The 22725-nt window shown below is 45.3% G+C and carries 21 protein-coding genes; 10 read left to right on the top strand and 11 right to left on the bottom strand.

The window, feature by feature from the left end; all coding sequences use genetic code 11:
- Positions 1 to 169: 169 nt before the first annotated feature.
- The 9 genes from E4T81_RS13175 to E4T81_RS13135 form a co-directional block, all read right to left on the bottom strand.
- Positions 170 to 1411 carry a site-specific integrase gene (locus E4T81_RS13175; RefSeq protein WP_135045330.1) on the bottom strand — a complete coding sequence of 414 codons (1242 nt, stop codon included), beginning with the start codon at positions 1409 to 1411 and terminating at the stop codon, positions 170 to 172.
- 564 nt (positions 1412 to 1975) lie between these two features.
- Positions 1976 to 3244 (bottom strand): ATP-binding protein, encoded by a 1269-nt coding sequence (locus E4T81_RS13170; RefSeq protein ID WP_135045328.1) that lies wholly within the window; start codon positions 3242 to 3244, stop codon positions 1976 to 1978.
- Between the two features lie 147 nt (positions 3245 to 3391).
- Positions 3392 to 4639, bottom strand: coding sequence for a sigma-54 dependent transcriptional regulator (locus tag E4T81_RS13165; RefSeq protein ID WP_135045326.1), 1248 nt, complete (start codon positions 4637 to 4639; stop codon positions 3392 to 3394).
- Between the two features lie 478 nt (positions 4640 to 5117).
- Positions 5118 to 5258, bottom strand: coding sequence for a helix-turn-helix domain-containing protein (locus E4T81_RS15670; protein ID WP_256371518.1), 141 nt, complete (start codon positions 5256 to 5258; stop codon positions 5118 to 5120).
- Between the two features lies 1 nt (position 5259).
- Entirely contained in the window at positions 5260 to 6204 is a 945-nt protein-coding gene (locus E4T81_RS13155) for a sigma 54-interacting transcriptional regulator (RefSeq protein WP_135045322.1), read from the bottom strand.
- An 11-nt stretch (positions 6205 to 6215) separates the two neighbouring features.
- Positions 6216 to 6398, bottom strand: coding sequence for a hypothetical protein (locus tag E4T81_RS13150; protein ID WP_135045320.1), 183 nt, complete (start codon positions 6396 to 6398; stop codon positions 6216 to 6218).
- A gap of 70 nt (positions 6399 to 6468) precedes the next feature.
- The gene (locus E4T81_RS13145; protein WP_135045318.1) at positions 6469 to 7827 is read right to left on the bottom strand and encodes a TolC family protein; all 1359 of its coding nucleotides are present in this window, start codon (positions 7825 to 7827) and stop codon (positions 6469 to 6471) included.
- The gene (locus tag E4T81_RS13140; RefSeq protein ID WP_135045316.1) at positions 7817 to 10999 is read right to left on the bottom strand and encodes an efflux RND transporter permease subunit; all 3183 of its coding nucleotides are present in this window, start codon (positions 10997 to 10999) and stop codon (positions 7817 to 7819) included. The genes E4T81_RS13145 and E4T81_RS13140 overlap by 11 nt, the downstream gene beginning before the upstream one ends.
- Positions 10996 to 12129: an efflux RND transporter periplasmic adaptor subunit gene (locus E4T81_RS13135; RefSeq protein WP_167761915.1), complete on the bottom strand. Its 1134-nt coding sequence runs from the start codon at positions 12127 to 12129 to the stop codon at positions 10996 to 10998. Before E4T81_RS13135 ends, E4T81_RS13140 begins: the two co-directional genes overlap by 4 nt.
- Before the next feature lie 238 nt (positions 12130 to 12367).
- Between E4T81_RS13135 and E4T81_RS13130 the strand changes: the two genes are divergently transcribed.
- The 10 genes from E4T81_RS13130 (at position 12368) to E4T81_RS13085 (ending at position 21258) form a co-directional block, all read left to right on the top strand.
- On the top strand, positions 12368 to 13489 hold the full coding sequence (locus E4T81_RS13130; protein ID WP_371683051.1) for a sensor histidine kinase: 1122 nt from the start codon (positions 12368 to 12370) through the stop codon (positions 13487 to 13489).
- A gap of 13 nt (positions 13490 to 13502) precedes the next feature.
- On the top strand, positions 13503 to 14261 hold the full coding sequence (locus E4T81_RS13125; protein WP_135045314.1) for a LytTR family DNA-binding domain-containing protein: 759 nt from the start codon (positions 13503 to 13505) through the stop codon (positions 14259 to 14261).
- A gap of 60 nt (positions 14262 to 14321) precedes the next feature.
- On the top strand, positions 14322 to 14822 hold the full coding sequence (locus tag E4T81_RS13120; protein WP_135045312.1) for an RNA polymerase sigma-70 factor: 501 nt from the start codon (positions 14322 to 14324) through the stop codon (positions 14820 to 14822).
- A 77-nt stretch (positions 14823 to 14899) separates the two neighbouring features.
- A complete protein-coding gene (locus E4T81_RS13115) occupies positions 14900 to 15343 on the top strand; it encodes a hypothetical protein (RefSeq protein WP_135045310.1) in 444 nt (147 codons plus the stop codon).
- The gene (locus E4T81_RS13110; protein ID WP_135045308.1) at positions 15340 to 17751 is read left to right on the top strand and encodes a TonB-dependent receptor domain-containing protein; all 2412 of its coding nucleotides are present in this window, start codon (positions 15340 to 15342) and stop codon (positions 17749 to 17751) included. Before E4T81_RS13115 ends, E4T81_RS13110 begins: the two co-directional genes overlap by 4 nt.
- Entirely contained in the window at positions 17739 to 18752 is a 1014-nt protein-coding gene (locus tag E4T81_RS13105; protein WP_135045306.1) for a DUF4249 domain-containing protein, read from the top strand. The genes E4T81_RS13110 and E4T81_RS13105 overlap by 13 nt, the downstream gene beginning before the upstream one ends.
- Before the next feature lies 1 nt (position 18753).
- A complete protein-coding gene (locus tag E4T81_RS13100; protein ID WP_135045303.1) occupies positions 18754 to 19197 on the top strand; it encodes a hypothetical protein in 444 nt (147 codons plus the stop codon).
- A gap of 139 nt (positions 19198 to 19336) precedes the next feature.
- Entirely contained in the window at positions 19337 to 19846 is a 510-nt protein-coding gene (locus E4T81_RS13095; RefSeq protein ID WP_135045301.1) for a hypothetical protein, read from the top strand.
- Between the two features lie 84 nt (positions 19847 to 19930).
- Positions 19931 to 20821, top strand: coding sequence for a hypothetical protein (locus E4T81_RS13090; protein WP_135045299.1), 891 nt, complete (start codon positions 19931 to 19933; stop codon positions 20819 to 20821).
- A gap of 62 nt (positions 20822 to 20883) precedes the next feature.
- Complete coding sequence (locus E4T81_RS13085) at positions 20884 to 21258, top strand: hypothetical protein (protein WP_135045297.1); 375 nt, start codon at positions 20884 to 20886, stop codon at positions 21256 to 21258.
- A 134-nt stretch (positions 21259 to 21392) separates the two neighbouring features.
- On the opposite strand, the gene E4T81_RS15790 is transcribed toward E4T81_RS13085, so the two are convergent.
- Positions 21393 to 21746 carry a hypothetical protein gene (locus E4T81_RS15790; protein ID WP_209308202.1) on the bottom strand — a complete coding sequence of 118 codons (354 nt, stop codon included), beginning with the start codon at positions 21744 to 21746 and terminating at the stop codon, positions 21393 to 21395.
- An 87-nt stretch (positions 21747 to 21833) separates the two neighbouring features.
- Positions 21834 to 22082 (bottom strand): hypothetical protein, encoded by a 249-nt coding sequence (locus tag E4T81_RS13075; protein WP_123478313.1) that lies wholly within the window; start codon positions 22080 to 22082, stop codon positions 21834 to 21836.
- Between the last annotated feature and the right edge of the window lie 643 nt (positions 22083 to 22725).

The following is a 22725-nucleotide window of genomic DNA, read 5'->3' as shown; positions in this document are numbered from 1 at the left end:
CAAGATTGTCAATCCTTACTTAAATATACAAATAAAAATCCAGTTTTTCAAATCGTCAGGTGATTCATAATTCCGCATTTCAGCATTTTGTCCGAATATGTCCGGCTATGTCCAAGTATGTCCGATTTGAGAAACTGAATTTTTAACAATTAAATGTACGATAATCCGGTCATGCCATAACTATACCATCAAATTTGCGGCGCATTTTAACCATATCCTCCGAAATGGTCTTGTCCTGCATTTTCGCGTAGGTCTGCGTGGTTTTTATATTCGAGTGACCGAGCATCTTCGAGATGGTTTCTATCGACACATGGTTGTCAAGCGAAAGGCAGGCGAAAGTGTGGCGCGCGACGTGCGTTGTCAGCTTTTTGGTGATACCCGCAAGGTCGGCGATTTCCTTCAGGTAGCCGTTGCATCGTTGGTTCGATAATACGGGCAGCAGTCTGTCTGTGCCGATTATTTTCTTGTGGTCGGAATATTTTTCGATAATCTGGCGTGGGATTTCCAACAGTGGTATCGAACTGAGTTCGTCAGTCTTCTCTCGGTGCTTCCGTATCCAGAGTTCGCCGTCGGCATCGGTCACAATCTTGTCTGCGGTAAGTGTTGATACGTCAGAGAATGCCAGTCCGGTGAAGCAGCAGAACACAAACAAATCACGCACGGCCTCCAGTCGTGGGAGCACTTTGAGGTCGAGCGACATGATTGCATTGAGTTCCGCTTCGCTAAGATGCTCGCGATTGGTCTTCTTTTTTGAATAGGTCTTGCCGTAGAACGGATCGACGTCAAGCCATTTATAGTTGACTGCATCGCGTATAACGCTCCTTATGGTGCTTATGTAGCGAATCGCGCAGTTGTGCCCGCACCTCTTCTCTGTGCGTAGCCAAAGCTCGAAATCGTCAATCAGAGGGAGCGTCACATCACGCAAGGGAATGTCCTCGGCCTTCTTGTGCGATTTGAGGTATTCTTTTAGATAGGTTACACAACGCTCCCAGCGAAGAACGGTGCCCTCTGAGATGTCGCCAAGTTCCAGCCGCTTACGATATTTCTCATTGTTTTCGCGGAAAGTTTCAAGAAACATCCGGATTTTTACTTTTTCGTCAACGCCGAGAAAGCGTTTTTTCATAGTGTCCGGATTGATTAGTGCTCCTTCTGCCACCATTTGGGTGTGGATTGCAAGGAGCTTTGCCCTGACGGTTTCAAGATATCGGTTAAGTTCGATGTCGGCTCGGCTTTTGCCTTTGGACATACCCTTTGCCGCAACCCACATATCGGGTTTGACAGTCCGGTTGATGTTCAGTTCCGCACGTTGACCCGCGATTGAGATACGCAGGATAATCGGCACCTCGCCGTTGCGTAGCACCCGCGCCTTTCGTGCGATAAAGGTCGCATTAAAGAATTGCTGATTCTTCATACTTTGATGTGGTTTAGTGTTACATTAAAGTTACAAAAAAATTCTCAGTTTTGCAAACTTCAAGGCAACGATTTGAAAAACACATCAGTACGAGTATTCGAGGGTACAATCGGGTATCCGATGAAAAAGATGTACCCTCAAAGGCTGGTTCGACACTATAATCTGAGAGGTCTGGAAACGGTGTAAACTCTTGAACGATAGCTTTCAGAACTCTTGCGAGGGTACAATCTCCGCTCCTGCTGGCGATGTACCCTTTTGGGACACCCCGCCACTTCAATATTCTGCGTAGAAACGCCGATTGGGGATAACGAAAAACCTCCGAAATCGTCTGGATTTCAGAGGTTTTCTGCATTTTGATGCTTTGTCTAGTGACCCCGGAGAAGCCGAGGTTTATCGTTGTAACTAAGTAGTATTCAGAATATTGTAATGCCACACTTTCCGTTGTTCACGAATTGCACACGGCATTATTTCAATGTTCTTACCCATTATTCCATTAGGGCAATACAAAATTAGTGTTTTTCAGGCGTTATTCCTAATTATGCCTATTAAAATTTGTTGGCTGCATTATAGCCATTCATCTTTCAACAGGAAATCAAATAAGCCTGTGAAGTATATACCATTGTCATCGGTATAAGGCATTATCTCGTCGCCTACAACCACAATCTTCTTGAATGAATCGGATATCTTCAGGAGAGATGCGAGTTCCTGCTCTCGCTTTTCTTCGGACGGTATCGAGTAAGCGGACTGAATATAATACTTCCGGCTTCCTTTGTTAGCGATGAAGTCTATTTCGCGCTGCGAATATGACATTTTGCCGTCTTTCATTTCACGACTTTCCACTATGCCCACATCAACAAGATAACCGAGAACACGCAGATGGTTATATAGAACATTCTCCATTATATGCGTCGGCTCCTGCTGACGAAAATTCAACCTTGCGTTTCTCAGACCGATATCGATGCAGTAGTATTTCTTATTGGTTTCATAATAACGCCTGCCCTTGACATCGTATCTCTCCGCGCTTTCAAACAGGAAGGCATTTTCAAGATAGTCAATATAAGACGATACTGTTTTGGAATCAATCTTCATCTTTTGCACCGATTCGAGGGTATTGGCTATGCGTGCCGGATTGGTAAGCGAGCCAATGGAACTACATAACGAGGTGGCAAGTCGAGAAACGGCAAGTTCATTTCTTACTTTGTTTCTCTCTACCACATCATCAATATAAGTCTTGTCCCACAAGTTCTGAAGATAATTTATCTTCTGCTCATCATCAGTGTAGTGGATAAGACGCGGCATTCCACCAAAAGTTGAGTACACTTTCCATGCTTCACGAACGTCATAGTGTAATGCCTGATAGAACTCCCTGAATGACAAAGGGAACACCCTGATTTCATCACCCCTGCCACGGAATATAGTCCGTATGTCTTTTGACAGGAAACGGGAGTTGCTTCCGGTCACATACACATCTATATTGTCGTGACCGTTAAGACCGTTTACAAGTCGCTCAAAATTTTCAAGTTCCTGTATCTCGTCAAGAAAGATATAGTAGTTCTCGGTATCGCTCGTTATCTGTGAGTAGATATGATTCTTTACAGCTTTTGGATCAAGAATGTCGAAATCATATTTGTCGTCATCCTTGTCAAAGTCCAAAGCAATGATATTTTCAGAGGGTACTCTTTGATCGGTGAGATAATCCCGGTATATATGACTTAATAGCCAAGATTTGCCACACCGGCGGGGGCCGGTTATAATTTTTACTTCACCGTTGTCTTTTCTGATAATCAGCTTTTTGAGATAAGAATCTCGTTGTATGTATTTGTCGTTGCTCATTCCTATTCCGAATTTACTGCAAAATTACAACATTTTCGGAATACAGCCAAATGCGATATTACTGTACGGCGGCAATTTGCTTTTCCAAGCTATGACTATGAATGAGTTGATGGATATCTTCCCTCGAAATATATAAGTCCGGCTGCTTTATTTTAGTCCGTACTTTTTCCTTTTCACCAGAAGGGTTCTGAGTGATATGCCGAGGAGATTGGCTGCTTGGGTGAGATTGCCGTTGGCATGGACTATGGCTGATGTGATTTTGCTTTTTTCGTCGTCTATTTTTAGTTTGAACTGAATATGTGCGCCGGTTTTGGGCGTGTCGAAGTCCAGCTCTTTCGGGGTGATGATTTCTCCGCGTGATTTCAGTACGGCGACACGGACAACGTGTTTCAGTTCCCGGATATTTCCCGACCATGAATGTACACGCATCTCCTTTTGTGCCGAAGCGTCGAAACGCTTTACCTGTTTGTGAAATTCTTGGTTATAATGCCGGAAGTAAAAATCGGCGAGCAGCATGATGTCGTCCTGACAATCCCGGAGAGGAGGTAAGGCAATTGTAAACTCTTTTATTTTATAGAATAATGCCGAGAGAAAGCCGCCCCCAATCACCATCTCTGAAATATCGGGAGAGGCGGTAGCGATTATGCGCGGAGGCTGTTTACAGTTGGCAATGACATGGAGCATTATGGACTGCATATCCGTCGAGAGTTGCTGAATATTGTCGAGTATCACTGTACCACCCTGAGCTTTACGGAATTGTGATGCAACGGCATCCAATAGCGTAGGCTGTTGTTTCGTGTTGTTGTTCAACGCAAGATAATGGAGCGTACCGCAGTCCATCAACACGCACGGTCTGTCGCACTGCTGGCTCATATCGTAAATTTCATGTGCCAGAGGCTCTTTCCCGACACCGCTTTCACCGATTATCATCACATTAAGATTGGTGGGTGCGACAACATTGGCTGCACTGTAAGCCCGCAGATATCCGTCGCTTTTTCGGGAGAACAACAACGGGAAATTGTCATCATCATCTCTGCCGATTAATGTCTTGATTTTCGGTATAAGCAGTTCGCGGATAAGACGCTTGTTGATGTAGTCCTTTGCCCCTGCACGGAACGACGTAACGGCATCCGCAACAGTTTCAACATCGGTAATAACGAATACATTACATCCGATATTCTTATGGTCAAGCCACTCCATCAATTCTACTGCGTTACCGTCTGCCAGTTTGAAATCGCAGATTACAATATCGCCTGTCTTGAATTTCGTCAGCAGTTCTTTGGCTGAGCAGATACGCAAAGCCTGAATTATGTCGGCTCCGAAGCCGGATAAGAGGCGTTTTATCTCATTGGAATCGGATACGTTATTATCAATTATGATTATTTGTCGTGCCATTTTCGGTTATATTTTGAATGAATTGCCGGAGTCAGTCCGTGCGATATTATAACCGAATGTTTACTTTTAATGGATGATTTTGAATAAAATAAATTTGTAATACGCTTGCAGATAATGGAATATGCTGACAGTATTAGCAGCGGATAAAAATATAAGGTTGTAGAAACAATAGATACCTGTCGGATTTTTCTACAAATTAGGAGTAATCTTATTGCCCGACATAAATAAAAAGCGCGCCGAACACGCTTATTGGTAAGGTATCTGGTAAGACCTCTATTAGAAACGTGACGGCACGCTATGCAGGTGCATAGCATAATCATCACGCATTCAATCTAATAGTCAAAAATTTACCAGATTTTATCCAATCTTAAATGCGGTGTTATGTTATGTAGTATGTTCAAAACGTCCGACTCTTCGAACGCGATTATGTCTATTTCAAATGCAAAGTTAGCAATTTTCAGCGAGATTTGCCATCCCTTTACGTCAGCTCGTATTGACGCATCTTGACATAGAGTGTGCTTCGGTCGATTTTCAACAGCTTGGCAGCCATTGTCTTGTTGCCATTAGCCTGTTTCAATGCTGCCATTATTTTGTTTTTTTCAACTGCCGGATCTTGCAACTCATATCCGTTGTCGGCATCCGGCTCCGACTGGCTGAAATTGATGTCGGCTGCCGATATTACATCGGTTTTTGAATGGAATGCAGCATAGAGGACGGTATCTTTCAATTCCCTTACATTGCCGGGCCACGGGTGCAGCTTCAACGGAGGCATCGAGCTTTTTCCTGTGCTGTTCTCTGCGATGGGAAAAACGTGTCAGGAAATAGTCTGACAACGGCACGATGTCTTCGGTCACCTCCCGTAATGGCGGCACTGTTACGTCAACCGGACGTAGAATGTAGAACAGATTAGGGCGGAATGTCTTTTCAGACACCATACGGCGCAGTTCGGGATCTGCGGTGCATATAACCCTCACATTCGGATGCTCGTTTTCAAGTATGTGCAGAAGCACCGATTGTTTCTCGAAGTTCAGCAACTGCACGTTCTTGATGATGATTGTACCGCCGTCAGCCTTTTTGAAGTACCCTTCCATACGGTTTAGCACTTCACTTCGCAAATTTGCAGGGTCATGGTTGCCGACAAGTGCCGCGCCGCCGGCTTCTATGACGGTGCATGGTTTTTGTGACCGCGAACTGAGCCTGTAAATTTCTTTTGCAATCTGCTCTTTCCCTGAGCCGCATTCGCCGAAGATAACGGCATTGACATCCGTTGCGGAAATATTTCTTATTGCCCGTTCAATCACGGCAAATGCCTCGCTTTGGCGTGGGATAAGCTCATCAGGGAGCAACAGCATTGTTCTGCCCGGTCTTGCATACCTGCCCGCTGTTTCGACAAGCTGCTTGTCCATTGCCGGACGCTGAATGATGTTGACGGCACCACCGTCTTTCATCACATCGGCAATATCCAATGGGTTGAGATTGTCCACTATGGCGACTACGGGAAATCCGTATCCCTCTGTCTTCTGCCAGTTGATTAACTCCTGTGCTGTGCCACGGACGAATTTCATCGCCGCGACAATCACTGCGCCGGGTGGCAGTTTCTCTCTACGCTTCGCTGAGAGCGCCAAGGCGATAATGCCACCTCGTCCTTTGCTGCCTCCATCGTCTCGACGGCAATCGGCTCATAACTGTGCTTGACAAGCAAGCCCACCATAAGCCGACGGTCTGATTCGGAGGCATCTACAATTAACACCTTGTTCATCTAATATTTATTAATATTGGGGTATGTTCATGGGTATACATTTTTATTGTAATTTCAGTTTCAAGTTATATCATCTGCCGCCTCCGAGAGCGTGATAAAGAGTGATGATTCCGGCAATCTCATCGTATCGGCATTGCACCTCTGTCTGGCGGGCGGCGAGTAATGCCTGTTGTGCTGTCAGGACTTCGAGGTAGTTTGTCGGGGAATGACGCATCAGGAGTTCTGTTTTGGTTACAGCATCGGTCAGCAATCCGATTTGTTCCTTTATCAGCACGCTTCGCTCTCTTGCCGCCGAGATGTCGCTCAGAGCGTTGTTCACCTCGTTTCCGGCATCGATAAGCGACTGGTTGAACTGCAATAACGCTATCTCTCGTTCAGCCTCGGCTATTTTGTAATTCGCCCGAAGTTGCCCACGGTTGAATATCGGTTGCACGAGCTGTCCGACCGCGTTGAGAAGCCATTGTCCGGGATTTACCACGACACCGCCGTTGTTGGTGAATCCCACTGTGCCGCCGAGTTTCAGCGAAGGGTAAAACGATGCGCGTGCCATGCCTATGCCATAGTGCGTCCTCGCCACTTCCATTTCAGCGGCTCTTACGTCGGGACGGTTGGAAAGCAGTTGTACAGGGAGTCCGATCGAAAGATTATCGGTGAAAAAGATCTCATCCATACTGCCGCGTCGGATTTCGCCGGGAGTCTGTGCTATCAGCGACGACAGAGAGTTTTCCACTTCCTTCCGGCTCTTCTCCATCGCCACTATATCAGCTTGCAACCCGGCCCTGTTGGCTTTGGTCTGAAGTATGCCCGCCTCATTCGCCATGCCTGCGGTTTTCAGCAGTTCCATAACACGGATTGTCTCGTCCCAGTTGGCGAGCGTCGATTTTGCTATCTCCACCTGACGGTCAAGCATCAGCAGAGAGTAATAGGATGTGGCTACAGTGGCTATGAGCTGTGTCCTTACAGCCTGAGCCTGTTCCGATGCCGACACCGCAGCAGCCGCAGCCTCGCGTTTTGCGGCTGTCAGTTTGCCGAATATGTCAATCTCCCACGACGCGTTGACTCCGATGTTGTATGTCTTTGTCGTCAGTCCGTCATAGCTGGATACATTGCCGTCCGCACCAAAATTCAGTAACGGGAAATATGCCAGTTTAGCCGCGCCAAGAGAGGCAAGAGCCTGACGGGTGCGCAATCCGGCTACATTATAATCGGTATTTCGGACAAGAGCTGTGTCGATAAGCGACTGAAGACAGGGGTCGTTGAACAGCGTTTTCCAGTCCAATGACGCTATGGATGCCGTATCGGTCTGCGTAATCTCCACTCCGTACAGGTTGTCGGGCACGGATGATACCGGCTGGTATTTGCGGTAAGCTCCGCAGGAGGTGAGCAGACCTCCTGCGACAGCCATACATATTAACAATCTATTTTTCATCTTCTTTATTCTGATTTTTGAGATTGGCAACCCTTTCAAGCTCCGCGCTCAGTGCCCAGTCAGGGTTCTTAGGTTCGACAGGGCTGAAACGTTCCTGAATCTTCTGGAATACCATCCACAGTGCCGGCACGAGGAAAAGCAGTGTCAGTGTGCCGACAACCATACCGCCGACAGCACCGGTGCCGAGAGTGGAGTTGCCGTTTGCACCCACGCCCGATGCGAACATCAGCGGAAGCATGCCGAATATCATTGTCAGTGCCGTCATCAGAATCGGGCGCAGACGTGCTTTTGCGGCACCGACAGCCGCCTGTTTAAGCGACATGCCGCTCTTGCGACGCTCACCGGCATACTCCGTGATGAGAATCGCGGTCTTTGCAAGAAGACCGATAAGCATGATAAGCCCGGTCTGGAGATAAATGTTGTTTTCAAGCCCGAACAGTTTTGCAAACAGGAAACTGCCCATAAGTCCGCAGGGTATCGAGATTATGACTACCAACGGCAGGAGCAGACTCTCGTAAAGTCCGGCGAGAATAAGGAACACCAGCGTCGCGCAGATTGCGAATATTATAATGGCATTGTTTCCTGTGGCAGACTCCTCGCGGCTTATGCCTCCGAGTTCGTAACCGTAGTTTCTCGGCAACACTTTTTCGGCAGTCTCCGCTACGGCACGCAACGCATCGCCGGAACTGTATCCGGCAGCAGGTGTACCGTTGACCGCAATCGAGTTGTAGAGGTTGAAGCGCGAAATCGACTGAGGTCCGTAGGTTTTGGTGAGGGTGACAAACTGCGACAGCGGAGCCATCTCGTCGTTACCGGTGCGCACATAGAAATGCTTTACCGACTCCGGGGTGACACGGGTTGCCGGGTCAGCCTGCAACATCACGCGGTACAGCTTGTTGAAGCGGTTGAAATTAGAAGCGTAGTTGCCGCCGAAATACCCCGCCATTGTCGACAACACCTGCGCCGGGGTTATGCCGACGCGCTCACACTGCGCGGCGTCTATGTCAACCCAGTATTGCGGATAACGTGTGTCAAATGCTGAATATGCCCTTTCAATCTCAGGACGCCTGTTAAGTTCATCGACAAACTCTTCCGCAACAGCCTTGAAGGAATTAAGGTCTCCGCCGGCTTTATCCTGAAGATAAAGGTCAAAACCATTTGACATGCCATATCCGGGAATCATGGGAGGTGTCGTGACAAAAAACTCCACATCGGGCACAGAGTCGGCAAGTGCATATATCTGTCCCATAATTGCTCCCGCGCTTTCGGATGGATCCTTACGTTCATCCCAGTGTTTCAGCGACAGGAAGAATATGCCGGAAGTCGGGCCTGAGCCTGAAAAAGAGAAGCCACCTACACCGCCGCGATAGTCCACACCCTGAATGCCGGAAAGCTGACGGTCAAAATCGTTTATTATCTGCAATGTCTTTTTGGCGGATGTGCCGGGCTTGGTATTGAGCGACACCATCACAGTGCCGGTATCCTCATCGGGAACAAAACCGGAAGGAGTTATCCGCATCAGCCATACAAGCAGGCCGATACCCAGACCCAGAACAGCAAAAGCCATTACCGGACGCCGGATGAAAAACAGGACTCCGTTTTTATACCGTTCAACCAATACCTTGAATGCGGCATCGTATGCTTTGCGCACTTTTGCCGAGAATCCTTTGTCACCGTCAGCCGGACGCATCATAAGAGCGCATAAAGCCGGCGACAATGTAAGTGCGTTTACCGCGGATAGTCCCACAGCGACAGCCATAGTTATACCGAACTGTTTGTAGAAAGTGCCCGATGTGCCGCCCATCATGGAGGTAGGGATAAAGACTGCCATGAATATTATTGTCGAGACAACGATTGCAGAGGTTATGCCACCCATAGCATCGTTTGTAGCCATATACGACGATTTGTAGCCTGAGTCGAATTTCGACTGTACGGCCTCTACCACGATGATGGCGTTATCGACCACTGTGCCGATGGCGAGAACAAGGGCGAACAGTGTCAGCAGGTTTACTGAAAATCCTGCAACGGCCATAAACCCGAAAGTGCCTATGACAGACACGAATATGGCAACGGTAGGAATCAATGTCGCCTTGAAATCCTGAAGGAAAAGATATACGACAAGAACCACCAGCAATATCGAGACAGCCAATGCCCAGCCCACTTCGCGTATCGAGGCATAGAGGAAGCGGTTGGTATCGCTCATGGTCACGAACTCCAGTCCTTTAGGCAAATCGTTTGAACATTCCTCCAAAACCCGGTCTATTTCATTTATGACAGCCGAGGCATTGGATCCGGCAGTCTGATAGATGGTCATCATAGCCGCAGGTTTGCCGTTGATGATATTCTCAAAATTGTAATCCTCGTCGCCAAGCTCAATGTCGGCAATATCTTTAAGCCGAAGAATATCGCCGTTCGGAAGTGATTTCACGACAATATCACCGAACTGTTCGGCGGTCGTGAACCGTCCTCGGTATTTCATGGTGTACACATTGGCGTTGTCGTGGTTCTCACCAAACGAGCCCGTAGCCGCCTCGATGTTCTGCCCGGCAAGAAGGGTGGCTATGTCCTCAGGTATCAGTTTGAACTGAGCCATCCGGTCGGGTTTAAGCCAAAGGCGCATACTGTATTGTGAACCGAAGAGCTGCACCTTGCCCACACCCTGCACACGTTTGATACGAGGCTCTACATTGATCTTGATATAGTTGTTGAGAAACTGCTTGGAATAGCGGCCTTCGGGGTCATATAATGCAAATGTCTTGAGTTCGGCGTTCTGCTGTTTCTCGGTTGTTATGCCTATCTGCACTACCTCAGCTGGAAGAAGACTCTGCGCCGTAGCCACACGGTTCTGCACGTTCACCGCCGCCATGTCGGGGTCCGTTCCCTGTCTGAAATATATCATGAGGGATGCACTTCCGTCGTTTGAAGCCTCCGATGTCACGTATGTCATGCCTTCCACACCGTTGATGGCTTCCTCCAGCGGAATGACAACGCTTTTCTGCACCGTTTCGGCGTTGGCTCCGGGATAGTTCGCCCATACGTTTACCGTGGGAGGAGCGATGTCGGGATATTGTTCCACCGGCAATGTGGCAAGTCCCACAAAGCCGAGAAGCACGATTGTGACCGAAATGACTATTGAAAGCACAGGTCGGTCGATAAAGAATTTCAGATTCATCTCTTATCCTCCCTTGTCTTTATTGCCTGACCGTCGCGCAATGAGCCGACACCTTCTGTCACTATCACATCTCCGTTCTCCAGACCGGAAAGCACGATGTACTCATTGCCGTCGTTGAACGCGGCTACCTTTATTTCAACTGACTCTGCTGTGTTGTCTTTCACCCGGTAGGCATATACCTTGTCCTGCACCTCGTATGTGGCGTTCTTGGGAATAACGATAACATTCCGTTCGCTGTGTGGCATAACTACATTGCCAACGCTTCCGCTCAGAAGCTGCCTGTCGGGATTTTGGAACACCGTTTTCACCTGTACTGCCCCGGTCCGGGGATTCACCACTCCGCTCAGTGTCTCGACATGTCCGCTGTGCGGGTATTCACTTCCGTCGCTAAGAGTAAGTGAAACCGGAGGAAATGAGGCAAGTACCTTGTCGCGGGAACCGTGCCTGCGCATCATCCCCTGCAATTCTTTTTCAGAAACGGAGAAATACACCCACATCTCGGCATTGTCGCTCACCGATGTGAGTGGCTGTGTCATCTGGGGCGACACGAGAGTGCCGACACGGTAAGGAAGGGTGCCGACCACCCCCTTTACCGGGCTCCGCACTTCGGTGTATGACAGATTGTTGCCGGCATCGACCAGCGAGGCTTTCGCCTGTTCGAGCGTCGCCTCGGCGGTGGCGAGAGCGTTCTGCGCCGTCTGCAACTCATATTCAGAAATCACCTTACCGTCAAACAGAGCCTTTTTGCTGTCTCTTTCAAGTCGCGCCGTGGCAACCTGACTTTCGGCAGCATGGACATTGGCAGTCGCCATTCGCACAGCAGCCTGATAGGGCACCTGATCAATCACGAAAAGAAGCTGCCCGGCATTCACTTCCTGTCCTTCCCTGACGCATATACGCGTGATCTTACCCGAAATCTGCGGATAGATCTCCACATCCTGCCGCCCTTCTATTGTGGCGGAATAGCTTTCATTGATTGTGACGGAATCAGTATGGGAAACCGTCATTACAGGCAGTTCACGCGTTTCCTCCTGCATTGTCTGTTGTTTGCATCCGACAGCCGCAAACATACAGCCGGCGGCCAGCAGTGGACAAAGCCTTTTTGTCCACGTGTGATTTGATGAATTCATTTTATCAGTTAGTTCAATATGTTCTTTTCAGGGTGCAAAAATACTTCGACACCTCAGCTACGGAAAGAATTTTCTGAATGAACCGTGCAAATTGGGGGTTGAACTGTACATATTCGGGGTTGAACTGTACATAGCTCTTTTCGGAGGATTACAATATACCGGTAGCCACTCATGTACAGTTCAACCTCTGTTTTGGCTGGTTTAATCCTTGTTTTGGCGGGTTCGCGCCGTTTTATCTATGACAACGACCTTTTATGATGTAACTTTGCAAAACGAAAATCTGATATACCGCATTGAGATGATAACTGAAACCACAAAAATACTGAACTGGAAAAACGGTATGATCCTGTCTGCCGTCTCTTACGTCATGTATATGCTCATATGGATGTTTCTTGACACCAATACATTCAGTCAGATATGCACGATGATGGCAAGCGATTTCCTGTTTGATATATTGTTGTGTTTCGTATTCACCTATACATCGTTGGGATTCTGCTATCTGCTGTTCCGTTATTCTCCATTCAAAGTCTCATACCATTGGATGATTATACTTGCCGGATGCATCCTGCTATTCAACAATCTTGTCGCATTCGGTATGGTGAAGTTGTTTGATTGTATATGGGGCGGAAGCGGGAACACATTGACTGACGAACTGATGAATATGAAAGGTTGCTATACATTCGCCATGATATCCACTTTCATATCAAGCGTATATGCCAATGCGTTTTATATGAGGACAATCATTGAGGCCCGTAATGAAAAACAGGCTCTTGAGCTGGCTTTGATGAAAGAGAAGGAGATTGCATTGCAGTCGCAGCTGAATTCTCTGAAAATGCAGATAAACCCGCATTTCCTTTTCAATAATTTCAGTACTCTGTATGAACTTATCGAAAGTAAGGCCGACAACGCCTGCGATTTCTTGTCGCATCTGTCAAAGGTTTACAGGCATATTGTCAGAAATCTCAACGTCAATCTGATTGATGTCAGGGATGAATTGAAGTTTCTTGATTCCTACATCTATCTCATGAAACTGCGGCATGGCGATGGCATTGCAATAAGCATCGACCCGAATCTCCGGAAATCAACCGGGAAAATACCTCCGGCATCACTGCAACTGCTGGTCGAGAACGCAATAAAGCATAATGCCATTTCGCCACAAAAACCGCTTATGATAAATATAGTGCTTGACAACGACCGTATGGTGATAAGAAATATCAAGCATCCGCTGGTGTCCCCGCCGGTGGAATCAACAGGCATAGGTCAGACCAATATTATAAATCGCTATGCCTTGCTTAGCGATAAGGAAATACAGATTGAGGACGCCGAACATTATTATTCGGTAAGTCTGCCATTGTTATAAACACAAAACAGATATGAACATTCTTGTCATAGAAGACGAAAAACATAATGCCGACAGACTGATAAGGCTGCTTGAAGACACTGTTGAAGATGCGCGTGTGCATGGACCTCTGGCAAGTGTTGCTGAAACACGCGGTTTCTTTCGGAAAGCCCCTGCGATAGACCTTATACTCGCTGACATCAGGCTTACCGACGGACTGAGCTTTGACGGATTACAGGACATCCCGGACAATGTGCCTGTGATTTTCACCACGGCGTACGACGAATATGCCTTGAAGGCATTTAATTATAATGGTATCGCCTATCTGCTCAAACCGATTGAAAAGGATGAGCTTGTCGAGGCTATCGAGAAAAGCCGGCTGATGTTCACACCGACTTCAGCCACAAAGGAAATAGCAGAGATTTACCGGCTGTTGCAGAATAAATCCGAAGCATACAGGCAACGATTCCTTATCGCTGACCGCGACGGTTATATAACTGTTCCCGTTTCGGAAGTAAGTTATATCTCCGCCGAGTCCGGAATAGCGCGCCTGTTTATGAAAGACAGGCAACAATACACCGTAGAAATGTCGCTTGATGATATTGACGCGCAGTTGGATCCGGCGCAGTTCTTTCGTGCCACGCGTCAGCAGATAGTTAATATCAGTTCTGTACGTCGCGTATCCAACTGGTTCAATCGTAGAATAAAGATTATAGTAGCCGAGTATCCCGATATTGAGGTTGTTGTGGGCAGGGAAAAAGTAGTCCGCCTCAAACAATGGCTCGACAGATAAGCAGGTAGTGGTATTTGATGCCTATCTCAGTAATTCCTATATTAAAGTGTATCTGAGACAATGACAACACGAGAATTTGAAATATGCTTCAGAAGATTATACATGCCACTTGGCATGTATGCTCTTCGTCTTGTCGATGATGCGGATGTTGCCGAAGATCTTGTACAGGATGCTTTCATGAAAGCATGGATATATAATGAGAATGGAAATGAGATAGATAATTTCACATCGTTTATATATTTTACCCTCCGCAATACCTGTCTTAAATATCTTAGAGACAGGCATGTGTTGCTTGGTGAAGATTCTATTCCTGATGTCGGAGAAGAAGAAATCGACACTTCATTCAGAGATGCCAGAATTTGGAAAGCCATTGATAAACTGCCTGAAAAGTGCCGTGAGATATTTCTTATGAGTAAGCGCGACGGGCTTACAAATGAGGAAATCGCAGATGAACTGGGAATCTCTATTAAGACCGTAAAGAACCAGATGACCAAGGCTTTCAGTCGCTTGAGGGAGGCTCTTTCAGATGGTCACAAACCTTTCTTTCTGCCTTTTTTATAATACGTATATATTTTTCTTGTTTCTGCATAGGACTATTTTGCTGATGATGGGTCTTTAGAGTAAAAGACTCATTCATCATGAAACAAAATAATATAGACTTCATAGCCCAACGATACCGAAAAAATCGTTTTTCAGCCGATGCAGGCTGGCGACGTCTTGGAGTGGCTTCAGTGTCAATTTGGAAGCGGTACAGGGTAGCTGCTGCTATCGCTGCCACTGTAATACTTTCGGCAACAGCCACAATCATATATAAGGATTACCATATGGTTGATAATTCTCGACAGGAAACTTCGACTCCTGTTGTAAGTCCGTTGGCTGAGGTAAAAGTCATCGACTTTGAAAATGCTCAGTTGGCTGAAGTAGTGGAGAAAATTGAGACTGTTTACAACGTGGAAGTCAGGAATCTCCCCGATACCCCCGAAGAATACAAACTATCGTTGCATTATGAGGGAACTCCAACAGATCTTATCGCTGTAATCAACGATATTTTAGACACTCAAATGATAGTAGTTGAAAGATGAAAAAACTTCTTTTATTCTTCTTAGCTGTATGTCTATACACAGTCGGAGCTGCACAGAATGTGACAATCAAGGCTGTCAACCAACCTGCCGCAGTGGTCTTCAGGTCGATTATAGAACAGACCGGTAAAAATTTTGTATATTCATCTGAATTGTTGAAGGATATGCACATATCGGTAAACGCACAAAAAAAGCCATTGAAGAATGTGCTCGACGATATGTTCAAGAATACAGATATTGAATACAAGATTAAAGGCAGGAATATTATCCTTAAACGTCGTTCACTCAAACAAGATGCAGGACTCAAACCAAAGAGAGATAGTTCTTTGTCAGTTGCCATGCCTTCTTTGGAAATACCAAAAATGCTTGATGAAGTCGTTGTTGTGTCACGTCTTGAGGCTCCGGCTGTCGAGACGTCCGAAATAGGGGCTAAGAAACTGACCGCTCAGGAAATAATCAATACTCCGGTAATGTTCGGCGAAAGCGATGTAATAAAGGCTTTGCAGATGCAGCCCGGAATCTCCGAGGGGCAGGAAGGCATGGCAGGAATGCACGTGCATGGAGGTGAATCAGATGAAAATCTTTACATGCTTGATAATGTGCCGTTATATCAGGTAAATCATTTTGCCGGCTTGTTCTCGGCATTCAATCCTGAAGCGATAAGGTATATCGATTTTTTCAAATCTTCCATCCCTGCAAAATATGACGGTCGTTTGTCATCTTATCTTGATGTGCGTACTAAAAATGGTTCTCTGGAAGGTCACCACGGTTCATTCAGGCTGGGTCTTACTTCCGGCGCATTCAATATTGATGGACCCATAAGTAAAAAAACGACATATTCTGTGGCTTTGCGCCGGTCGTGGTTTGATGTCTTGTCAATCCCTATGCTGGCATTGGTAAACTCATCCGATGACGAGGAGAAAATACGTTTCCGTTATGCCTTCATGGATCTGAATGCAAAAGTGACTCACAGGTTTTCTAATAAAGCGTCTGCCTTTGCTTCGGTATATTTTGGTGATGACATACTTAAAACAGGTTCTTCCGACAAGAACGAACCATCTTATGGTTTGTATGATGAAAGCAAGTATGATTTCCACTGGGGCAATCTCGTTGTCCAAACCGGATTTAATTATCGGTTCAATACAGACTTATCAGCAGAGTTTACAACTGCTTATACACGTTATTTTTCAACAATGGAATCAGATACCCGACAAAAGGATATAACACCTGAAAATATAATGGAGACCCATTCTGTTTCCAAAACAAAAAATGACATAAATGACTGGATACTACGTGCGGATTTTGATTGGAGACCTAATAACAGTAATCGTGTCCGTTTCGGTGGCAATTATATATTACATTCTTTCCTACCGGCAAGAACCGACCGGAATTATACAGTCGGGACTACGCAAGTACAAAGCAGAGACTCGACATGGGCATATACCGCAAACGAGGCTAATATCTATGTTGAGGATGACTGGCACATAAGCGAAAAGTTCAGAATGAATGCAGGATTACACATGTCGCTGTTCAACATTGATGGCAAAACAGACTTCGGATTCGGACCGAGGCTGTCATTCAGTTACCGTCCTGTTTTGAACTGGGCGATAAAGGCTGCCTATGCTCGTACCAATCAATATGTGCATCAGCTGTCCCAGACATATCTGTCTCTACCTACAGATCAATGGGTTCCCGTGACAAGAGGATTCAAACCCCAAAATGCAGACAAAATTTCGCTTGGAGTCTATTGGCAGTCTGACAACAAAGTGTTTGCCGCATCTGTCGAAGGGTATCACAAGATTATGCGCAACCTCATTGATTATCGCGAGGAATATTATCTTCAACCCCCGACCGCGATGTGGAATGCACAGTTGTGTTCCGGGAAAGGAACATCCAAAGGTATTGACTTCAAATTTGAAAAGATTTATGGCAAACTTACCGGTCATATATCATACTCACTTGCATGGTCAGACCGAACCTTCCCTGATAAAAACGGGGGTGAAACCTTTCCGGCACGTTTTGATAACCGGCATACAATAAACATTCTGCTTAACTGGAACATCAGCGATAAGGTCAGTGTAAACGCAGCATGGACAGGACATTCCGGCAATCGGTTCACTTTGCTACCACAAGTGTGGGATTCCCCCGACTTCGGCAACAGTTATACCGATGACGAATCTCCGTTAAAGACACGGATAAACAACTATCAGTTGCCGTTCTACCATCGCCTTGACCTCTCATGCACAGTCAGGAACAAAAGAGGCTATTGGACATTCAGCCTGTTCAACGCATACTGCCACATGAACACTGTGGCGATAAGGCGTACTTACACCAACTCCAATCGTCCAGTGTTCCAGAAAGTTAAACTTTTACCGATAATCCCCTCCATTTCATACACATGGCAATTCTAAGATATATAATACCCATATTAACGGCAGTCCTCCTTACCGGCTGCTATGAGGATTTCAATCCGGAGATTGACACCAAACCGGTGCTATGTCTGAACTCTCTTATCACAGCCGGAGAACCGATAGAAGTCAAGGTATCGCATACATGGATGTTCAATGACGAAAAAGGCAAAAACAATCATGCGGTGACTGATGCCCGGATTACCATACTTGCCAATGAGAGAATTGTGGGAAGCGACTATCTCCCCAAAGAAGGAGATAAAATCCGAATCATGGCAGAGAGCCCGACATACGGCAATGCAATGGCGGAAGTGGTTGTGCCATACGCAACTCCGATAGGAAAAGTGAATTTCACGCCGGCTGTCACAGATATATGGAAGGGCGATGAGGATTTCTTTCACTATCAGATGCTTGCCGACATAACATTCAATCTCAACATTGAGATGGATGTCAACGACCCCCCCGGAACGAAAAATTATTATCAATTCGGATATGATTGGTTCAGTGGAGCATGGCATGATGATTTGGGCGATAATCTTGAGGCATCTCGTCCTGATCCGTTTACAATAGGCACGTTTGAATACGATGCCGAACCGATATTCAAGGAACATGTAGGTGTCTTTGAAACGGTTATGGGCAACGGAGAAGATACTGATTTCGTGTTTTTCACAGACAGGCAGTTTCCGGGCAGAACCTACACCCTGCACTTGAACTTCACCGACAATACATTCAACATCAAGAATGAGACATACGATGATTCGTTGCTCGAATGTGGGATGACACTTTACCTGACAACCGTTTCCGAAAGCTACTATAACTGGGCGGTGTATAAATGGAATGTCGATGAAGGTATAACCGGCGACCTGTCCGACATTGGTCTTGCTGAATCCAAATGGGGCTACAGCAATGTTTCCACTGGCGCAGGAGTTGTAGCAGCTCAGTCATCAGCAAAATATACCGTTGATTTGAAAGATTTTTTGAAAACAATATTAAAAAACAACTAAAATGAACAAGATCCTTTTAATTGCAGCCGTAATCTTCTCGGCTCTCTCATTCGCTTCATGCAGCGATGATGCTCCCTCACAATTAATCTGGGAGTTCTCAAACTACGACAACAAGAAGATAACCGCTGTCTATGCTCCGGATTATATCAATCAGGTGCAGGTTGTCGCATCCCCTGATTATACTGGGGAGATAACGCTTAAGTGTACTAACTACACTTCACTCTCTTTCAAGAGCAATAATGCAGACGGCTCTTTCAAGTGCGTATCGACCGGTTGCACTGTCACCAAAGTCAACGACAATACGTTGAGAATATCTTTCACTCCGATTGAAGATGTCGGGGCAGAAGGTATCTATGACACATTCATTGTGGAAGGAATCAGTGGCAAAAACATGAATTCTACCAATATCTCTGTCGGAAGAATCATCAATGAAAAGCAAAATTAAAACGGCTATACCCTGTATTGTTATCTTCTTGGTTCTGTCGGTGACATCCTCTTGTGCCACAGTACGATTGGATTCATCCAACAGAGCCGAGCAAGTGACCGTAACATTCGACAAAACAATAAAGTAACAGAATAATAAAATGAAAATTCCTTTTTGGGGGATAAGCGTTATCGCGCTTATCTCAGCCTTCTTGTTGTCTTCGTGCGACAAAGAAGAGTACCTGCCGGTGCAGGTCAGTTCAAAATCATGCAACATAGAGATTGAGTGTGTCGGTGCTACTGGAGAGAATCTTCTTGCGGATAAAACATTCACCGATAAAATCAAGATTGAGGGTGAAAATTCCCATACAATCGTCAAACATACAATCAGAAACAATCGGCTCTGCTTTGAAGCAGATCTTCCTGACCAGAACGACATGAAATGGTCGAAAGACCGACGTGAAGCAACTGGCATCACTAAAATGACAATAAGATTTGAGAAGCAAAAAGCTTCGTTGAAATGTATGCTGAAGTACATCGCCAATCGTCCACCTGCAACAGCCGGTGGCTCGATTTCTCTTGAAGAAGTCGAGTACAAAGCCATGACTTACAAGCGTAGTGGAGGCTCTGTGACATTCAGGATACAGTTCAACAGAGATGGCAAGCTGTAAAATCTGAAAGCAAACATTGATAACCCAGTATCAACCAATTAAATCAAAATCACAAACTTTGCAATATTCAATAATAACCCGATAATGAAATCTTTAATTGTAATTATGACACTCTTGTTCTTGTTGGGATTTCAGTCCTGCGGTAATGAGGAAGAGCAGTTCCAACTGATTGAATTGGAAACGACAGGAGTATCACTGAAATTGCAGAATAACGCTGTTTCGTTATATGGGGAAATTTCTCCCGCAGAAAACGAACTGACATTTGTTGCAGTAGGTAAAAATGCGAATCTGGGATTTCTTTCTGAGTTTCAAATTGGAGATGAATTCTATTATTTCAATAAAGATGAGTATGAAAACCCCAACCAAAGCATAGCTGTTTCAGGTAAATGGGGGCATATTGAACTGATTAAATCTGATCCTTATACAACAAGGATTATAATATCAGAAAATAAATCACCCTCAGACCGCGAATTTGTCCTTAGATTTGGAAGCGTATATACAACTGCATGGGTCACGATAATTCAAAAAGGAACTATCACGGATAATCCTATAGACGATATCAAATGGGACAATATCGTTTACAACCAGCTATCTGCAAACGAAATTTTTATAGGTAGCCAATATCTTGGTATCCAAAATTGGGATTGTATCGGCAATCCTCCTCAGATTTACCCATCAGCGGTTTTTCCAGAGACAACTTTTGCTAAGTCTTTTGACAAAGAAGTGAATGAAGCTAAAAGACCAATATCACTCTATACTGATTTCAGCAATCCGTTTGTATCGACAATCAAACAGCCTTCTGGAGTAGCATATCAGCATTTTGTGAAAGATTTGATTAAATCTGAGGAATATGAAAGCAACAAGCAACCCCATTTACATTTGTATAGACTGGCAAATATAAGCTCTGTTGAAAACCTATCAAAGATTTTTCCTGATAATGGAAAACTTGCAAAATCTTTGGAAGGCAGAAGGTGAATGCGGAGCATTTTCAGAATTGGATTGTTGGTGAAGTCGTGTTCAAGGGATTTTCAGTAACAATGGATGCTCCGGGACAAAAGGGACTGTTTGAGAACAGTAATATCCAAACGAAAGGGTTGGTTTATCTAAGAAGTATGACCTATGGAGCTACCGCCTATTTTATAATGGGCAGCAATCTACCTTATGACGAAGTAAAGACGCTCTTGTCAACTCCATCTATTGTGGATAATGCAAAAGAAAAACTATCCAAATCTGCCATTATTCTTATCTCAAATTCTTCGATTGACCAGAATGCGGCTTTATCGACATCGTTTGAAGCACTAAATGCTTTTATAGAAAGACCTTATACAGAAGGGAGCTATGGTTATCCAATCTATTGTGCCGGGTGCTATCTTGATGACAATAGATTTTTCCATTTCAACACGAATTTCTAATTCTAAAACAACAGCTTATATAGCAACTCCAAAATGTTCTTCTTTAAGAAATTGCCCCTGACACGATTCAATGTATCAGGGGCAATTTCTTAAAGAAAGACTTTCCTATATATCCGTAGTTATTTGTATTTAGCTTATAATTTCAGCTCAATACTTCGGTTGTCTTTTTGCCAATTGGAATTGGTGCAGAATCCGCTGGATGGAGTGGCTCCGCACCCTCCGATTATTATGAGTGAACTTATCGGTTCACGTTGCTGACGGTATCCCGGACTCATGGGTTCTGCAACCATTGTTTCCTTCGGACCGGTTGCCTGAGCATGGTTATCCCTTACTTCCACCCTTTGGGTATCGGGCTGCTGCTTGTTCTCAACGCCGTCCTGCTCCTCCTTGTTGACTCCCATGCGGTCGTCCGGCACTTCGTGGGTGGGTGCCAGTTCGGCGGTGATCTTGCGGTCGAGGGCGGCAAGTTCGGATTTGAGTTGCTTCAACTCGTCCTCCTTGTTCCAAGTCTTGGCGATGATGGCTTCGAGCTTGGCGGTGCAAGGTCGTAGAATATCGCTTATCTGAAATAATACTTACTTAATACTGTCGATAATATCCTTGTTGCTCATGAAGAAATTTTCGAGGATGTTGTTGATCACGTCGCGGACGTAACAGGGCTGGCATTGTTCAGATAGAAGCATACGGCGTATTGCCTGAACGAACTGCGGTTCTATGCCGATTTCAGAGAAACGACGGTTGAACTGGCTCGTGTCGCGTTTACGGAGATAGACTTCCCGAAAACGGGTCTGGTCGGAATGGTTGACATTGGTGTTGTCAGTCATAAAAATGGATTTAAGTGGTGAAACGATGGATCATAGCCTTAGGCTACGTGGCCACAGGGCTACAACCGGTTGAACGATTGAATTATATATAGACTTTTCAATTTACTTATCAATAAACATACAAATGTATGAATGTAGAAATAGGTAGGTAGAATGTTCCATAGATTTATAATTAATTTGAACTTTAACCTATGATATTTCTGAATCAATAGATTTGTAAGTTGACAAGTATAAAGAAAGTCTGTCAGATTGATAGGCATATCTATAGTTCAAAAGGCAGTTTCATAAATAACCCGGTAATTAAAACTCCTTGAAGATAGATCTGTCACTCAACCTCTATATAAAGATACAAATAATTTTCCAGATGGTTTAGCATATAATTCGATTGGTAGTCGGCAGAAAAAAGTCTCTGTCCGGCTATGTCCAAGTATGTCCGGCTATGTCCGAATTTTTGGACTGATTTTTTAACATTTCCGGGGCAAAGTTTTTTCTTATCGCCAGTCATAGGCTCTCAAGATCCGGCATAAAGCATCGGATTTTCGCTTCAATTTTTTCTCGCTGTTTGTAATTGCCGAGAAATTTTCGTAACTTTATATAAGCACCGAGGGGCTGAACACCCTCCGCAGGCATGGAATAAGGCGTG

Source organism: Barnesiella sp. WM24 (assembly GCF_004570975.1).
GTDB lineage: Bacteria > Bacteroidota > Bacteroidia > Bacteroidales > Muribaculaceae > Muribaculum.
Note: the sequence above shows the minus strand (reverse complement) of the source record. Positions and strands in the feature narration are given on the sequence as shown.

Bases quoted from the DNA above. Each gene is read 5' to 3' on its own strand.
- E4T81_RS13090 (WP_135045299.1), top strand. From the start codon at position 19,931: ATGAAATCTTTAATTGTAATTATGACACTCTTGTTCTTGTTGGGATTT.
- E4T81_RS13120 (WP_135045312.1), top strand. From the start codon at position 14,322: ATGACAACACGAGAATTTGAAATATGCTTCAGAAGATTATACATGCCA.
- E4T81_RS13125 (WP_135045314.1), top strand. From the start codon at position 13,503: ATGAACATTCTTGTCATAGAAGACGAAAAACATAATGCCGACAGACTG.
- E4T81_RS13075 (WP_123478313.1), bottom strand. From the start codon at position 22,082: ATGACTGACAACACCAATGTCAACCATTCCGACCAGACCCGTTTTCGG.
- E4T81_RS13135 (WP_167761915.1), bottom strand. From the start codon at position 12,129: ATGAATTCATCAAATCACACGTGGACAAAAAGGCTTTGTCCACTGCTG.
- E4T81_RS13095 (WP_135045301.1), top strand. From the start codon at position 19,337: ATGAAAATTCCTTTTTGGGGGATAAGCGTTATCGCGCTTATCTCAGCC.
- E4T81_RS13175 (WP_135045330.1), bottom strand. From the start codon at position 1,411: ATGAAGAATCAGCAATTCTTTAATGCGACCTTTATCGCACGAAAGGCG.
- E4T81_RS13105 (WP_135045306.1), top strand. From the start codon at position 17,739: ATGGCAATTCTAAGATATATAATACCCATATTAACGGCAGTCCTCCTT.
- E4T81_RS13140 (WP_135045316.1), bottom strand. From the start codon at position 10,999: ATGAATCTGAAATTCTTTATCGACCGACCTGTGCTTTCAATAGTCATT.
- E4T81_RS13130 (WP_371683051.1), top strand. From the start codon at position 12,368: ATGACAACGACCTTTTATGATGTAACTTTGCAAAACGAAAATCTGATA.
- E4T81_RS13085 (WP_135045297.1), top strand. From the start codon at position 20,884: ATGGATGCTCCGGGACAAAAGGGACTGTTTGAGAACAGTAATATCCAA.
- E4T81_RS13145 (WP_135045318.1), bottom strand. From the start codon at position 7,827: ATGAAAAATAGATTGTTAATATGTATGGCTGTCGCAGGAGGTCTGCTC.
- E4T81_RS13150 (WP_135045320.1), bottom strand. From the start codon at position 6,398: ATGAACAAGGTGTTAATTGTAGATGCCTCCGAATCAGACCGTCGGCTT.
- E4T81_RS13110 (WP_135045308.1), top strand. From the start codon at position 15,340: ATGAAAAAACTTCTTTTATTCTTCTTAGCTGTATGTCTATACACAGTC.
- E4T81_RS13165 (WP_135045326.1), bottom strand. From the start codon at position 4,639: ATGGCACGACAAATAATCATAATTGATAATAACGTATCCGATTCCAAT.
- E4T81_RS13155 (WP_135045322.1), bottom strand. From the start codon at position 6,204: ATGAAATTCGTCCGTGGCACAGCACAGGAGTTAATCAACTGGCAGAAG.
- E4T81_RS13100 (WP_135045303.1), top strand. From the start codon at position 18,754: ATGAACAAGATCCTTTTAATTGCAGCCGTAATCTTCTCGGCTCTCTCA.
- E4T81_RS13170 (WP_135045328.1), bottom strand. From the start codon at position 3,244: ATGAGCAACGACAAATACATACAACGAGATTCTTATCTCAAAAAGCTG.
- E4T81_RS13115 (WP_135045310.1), top strand. From the start codon at position 14,900: ATGAAACAAAATAATATAGACTTCATAGCCCAACGATACCGAAAAAAT.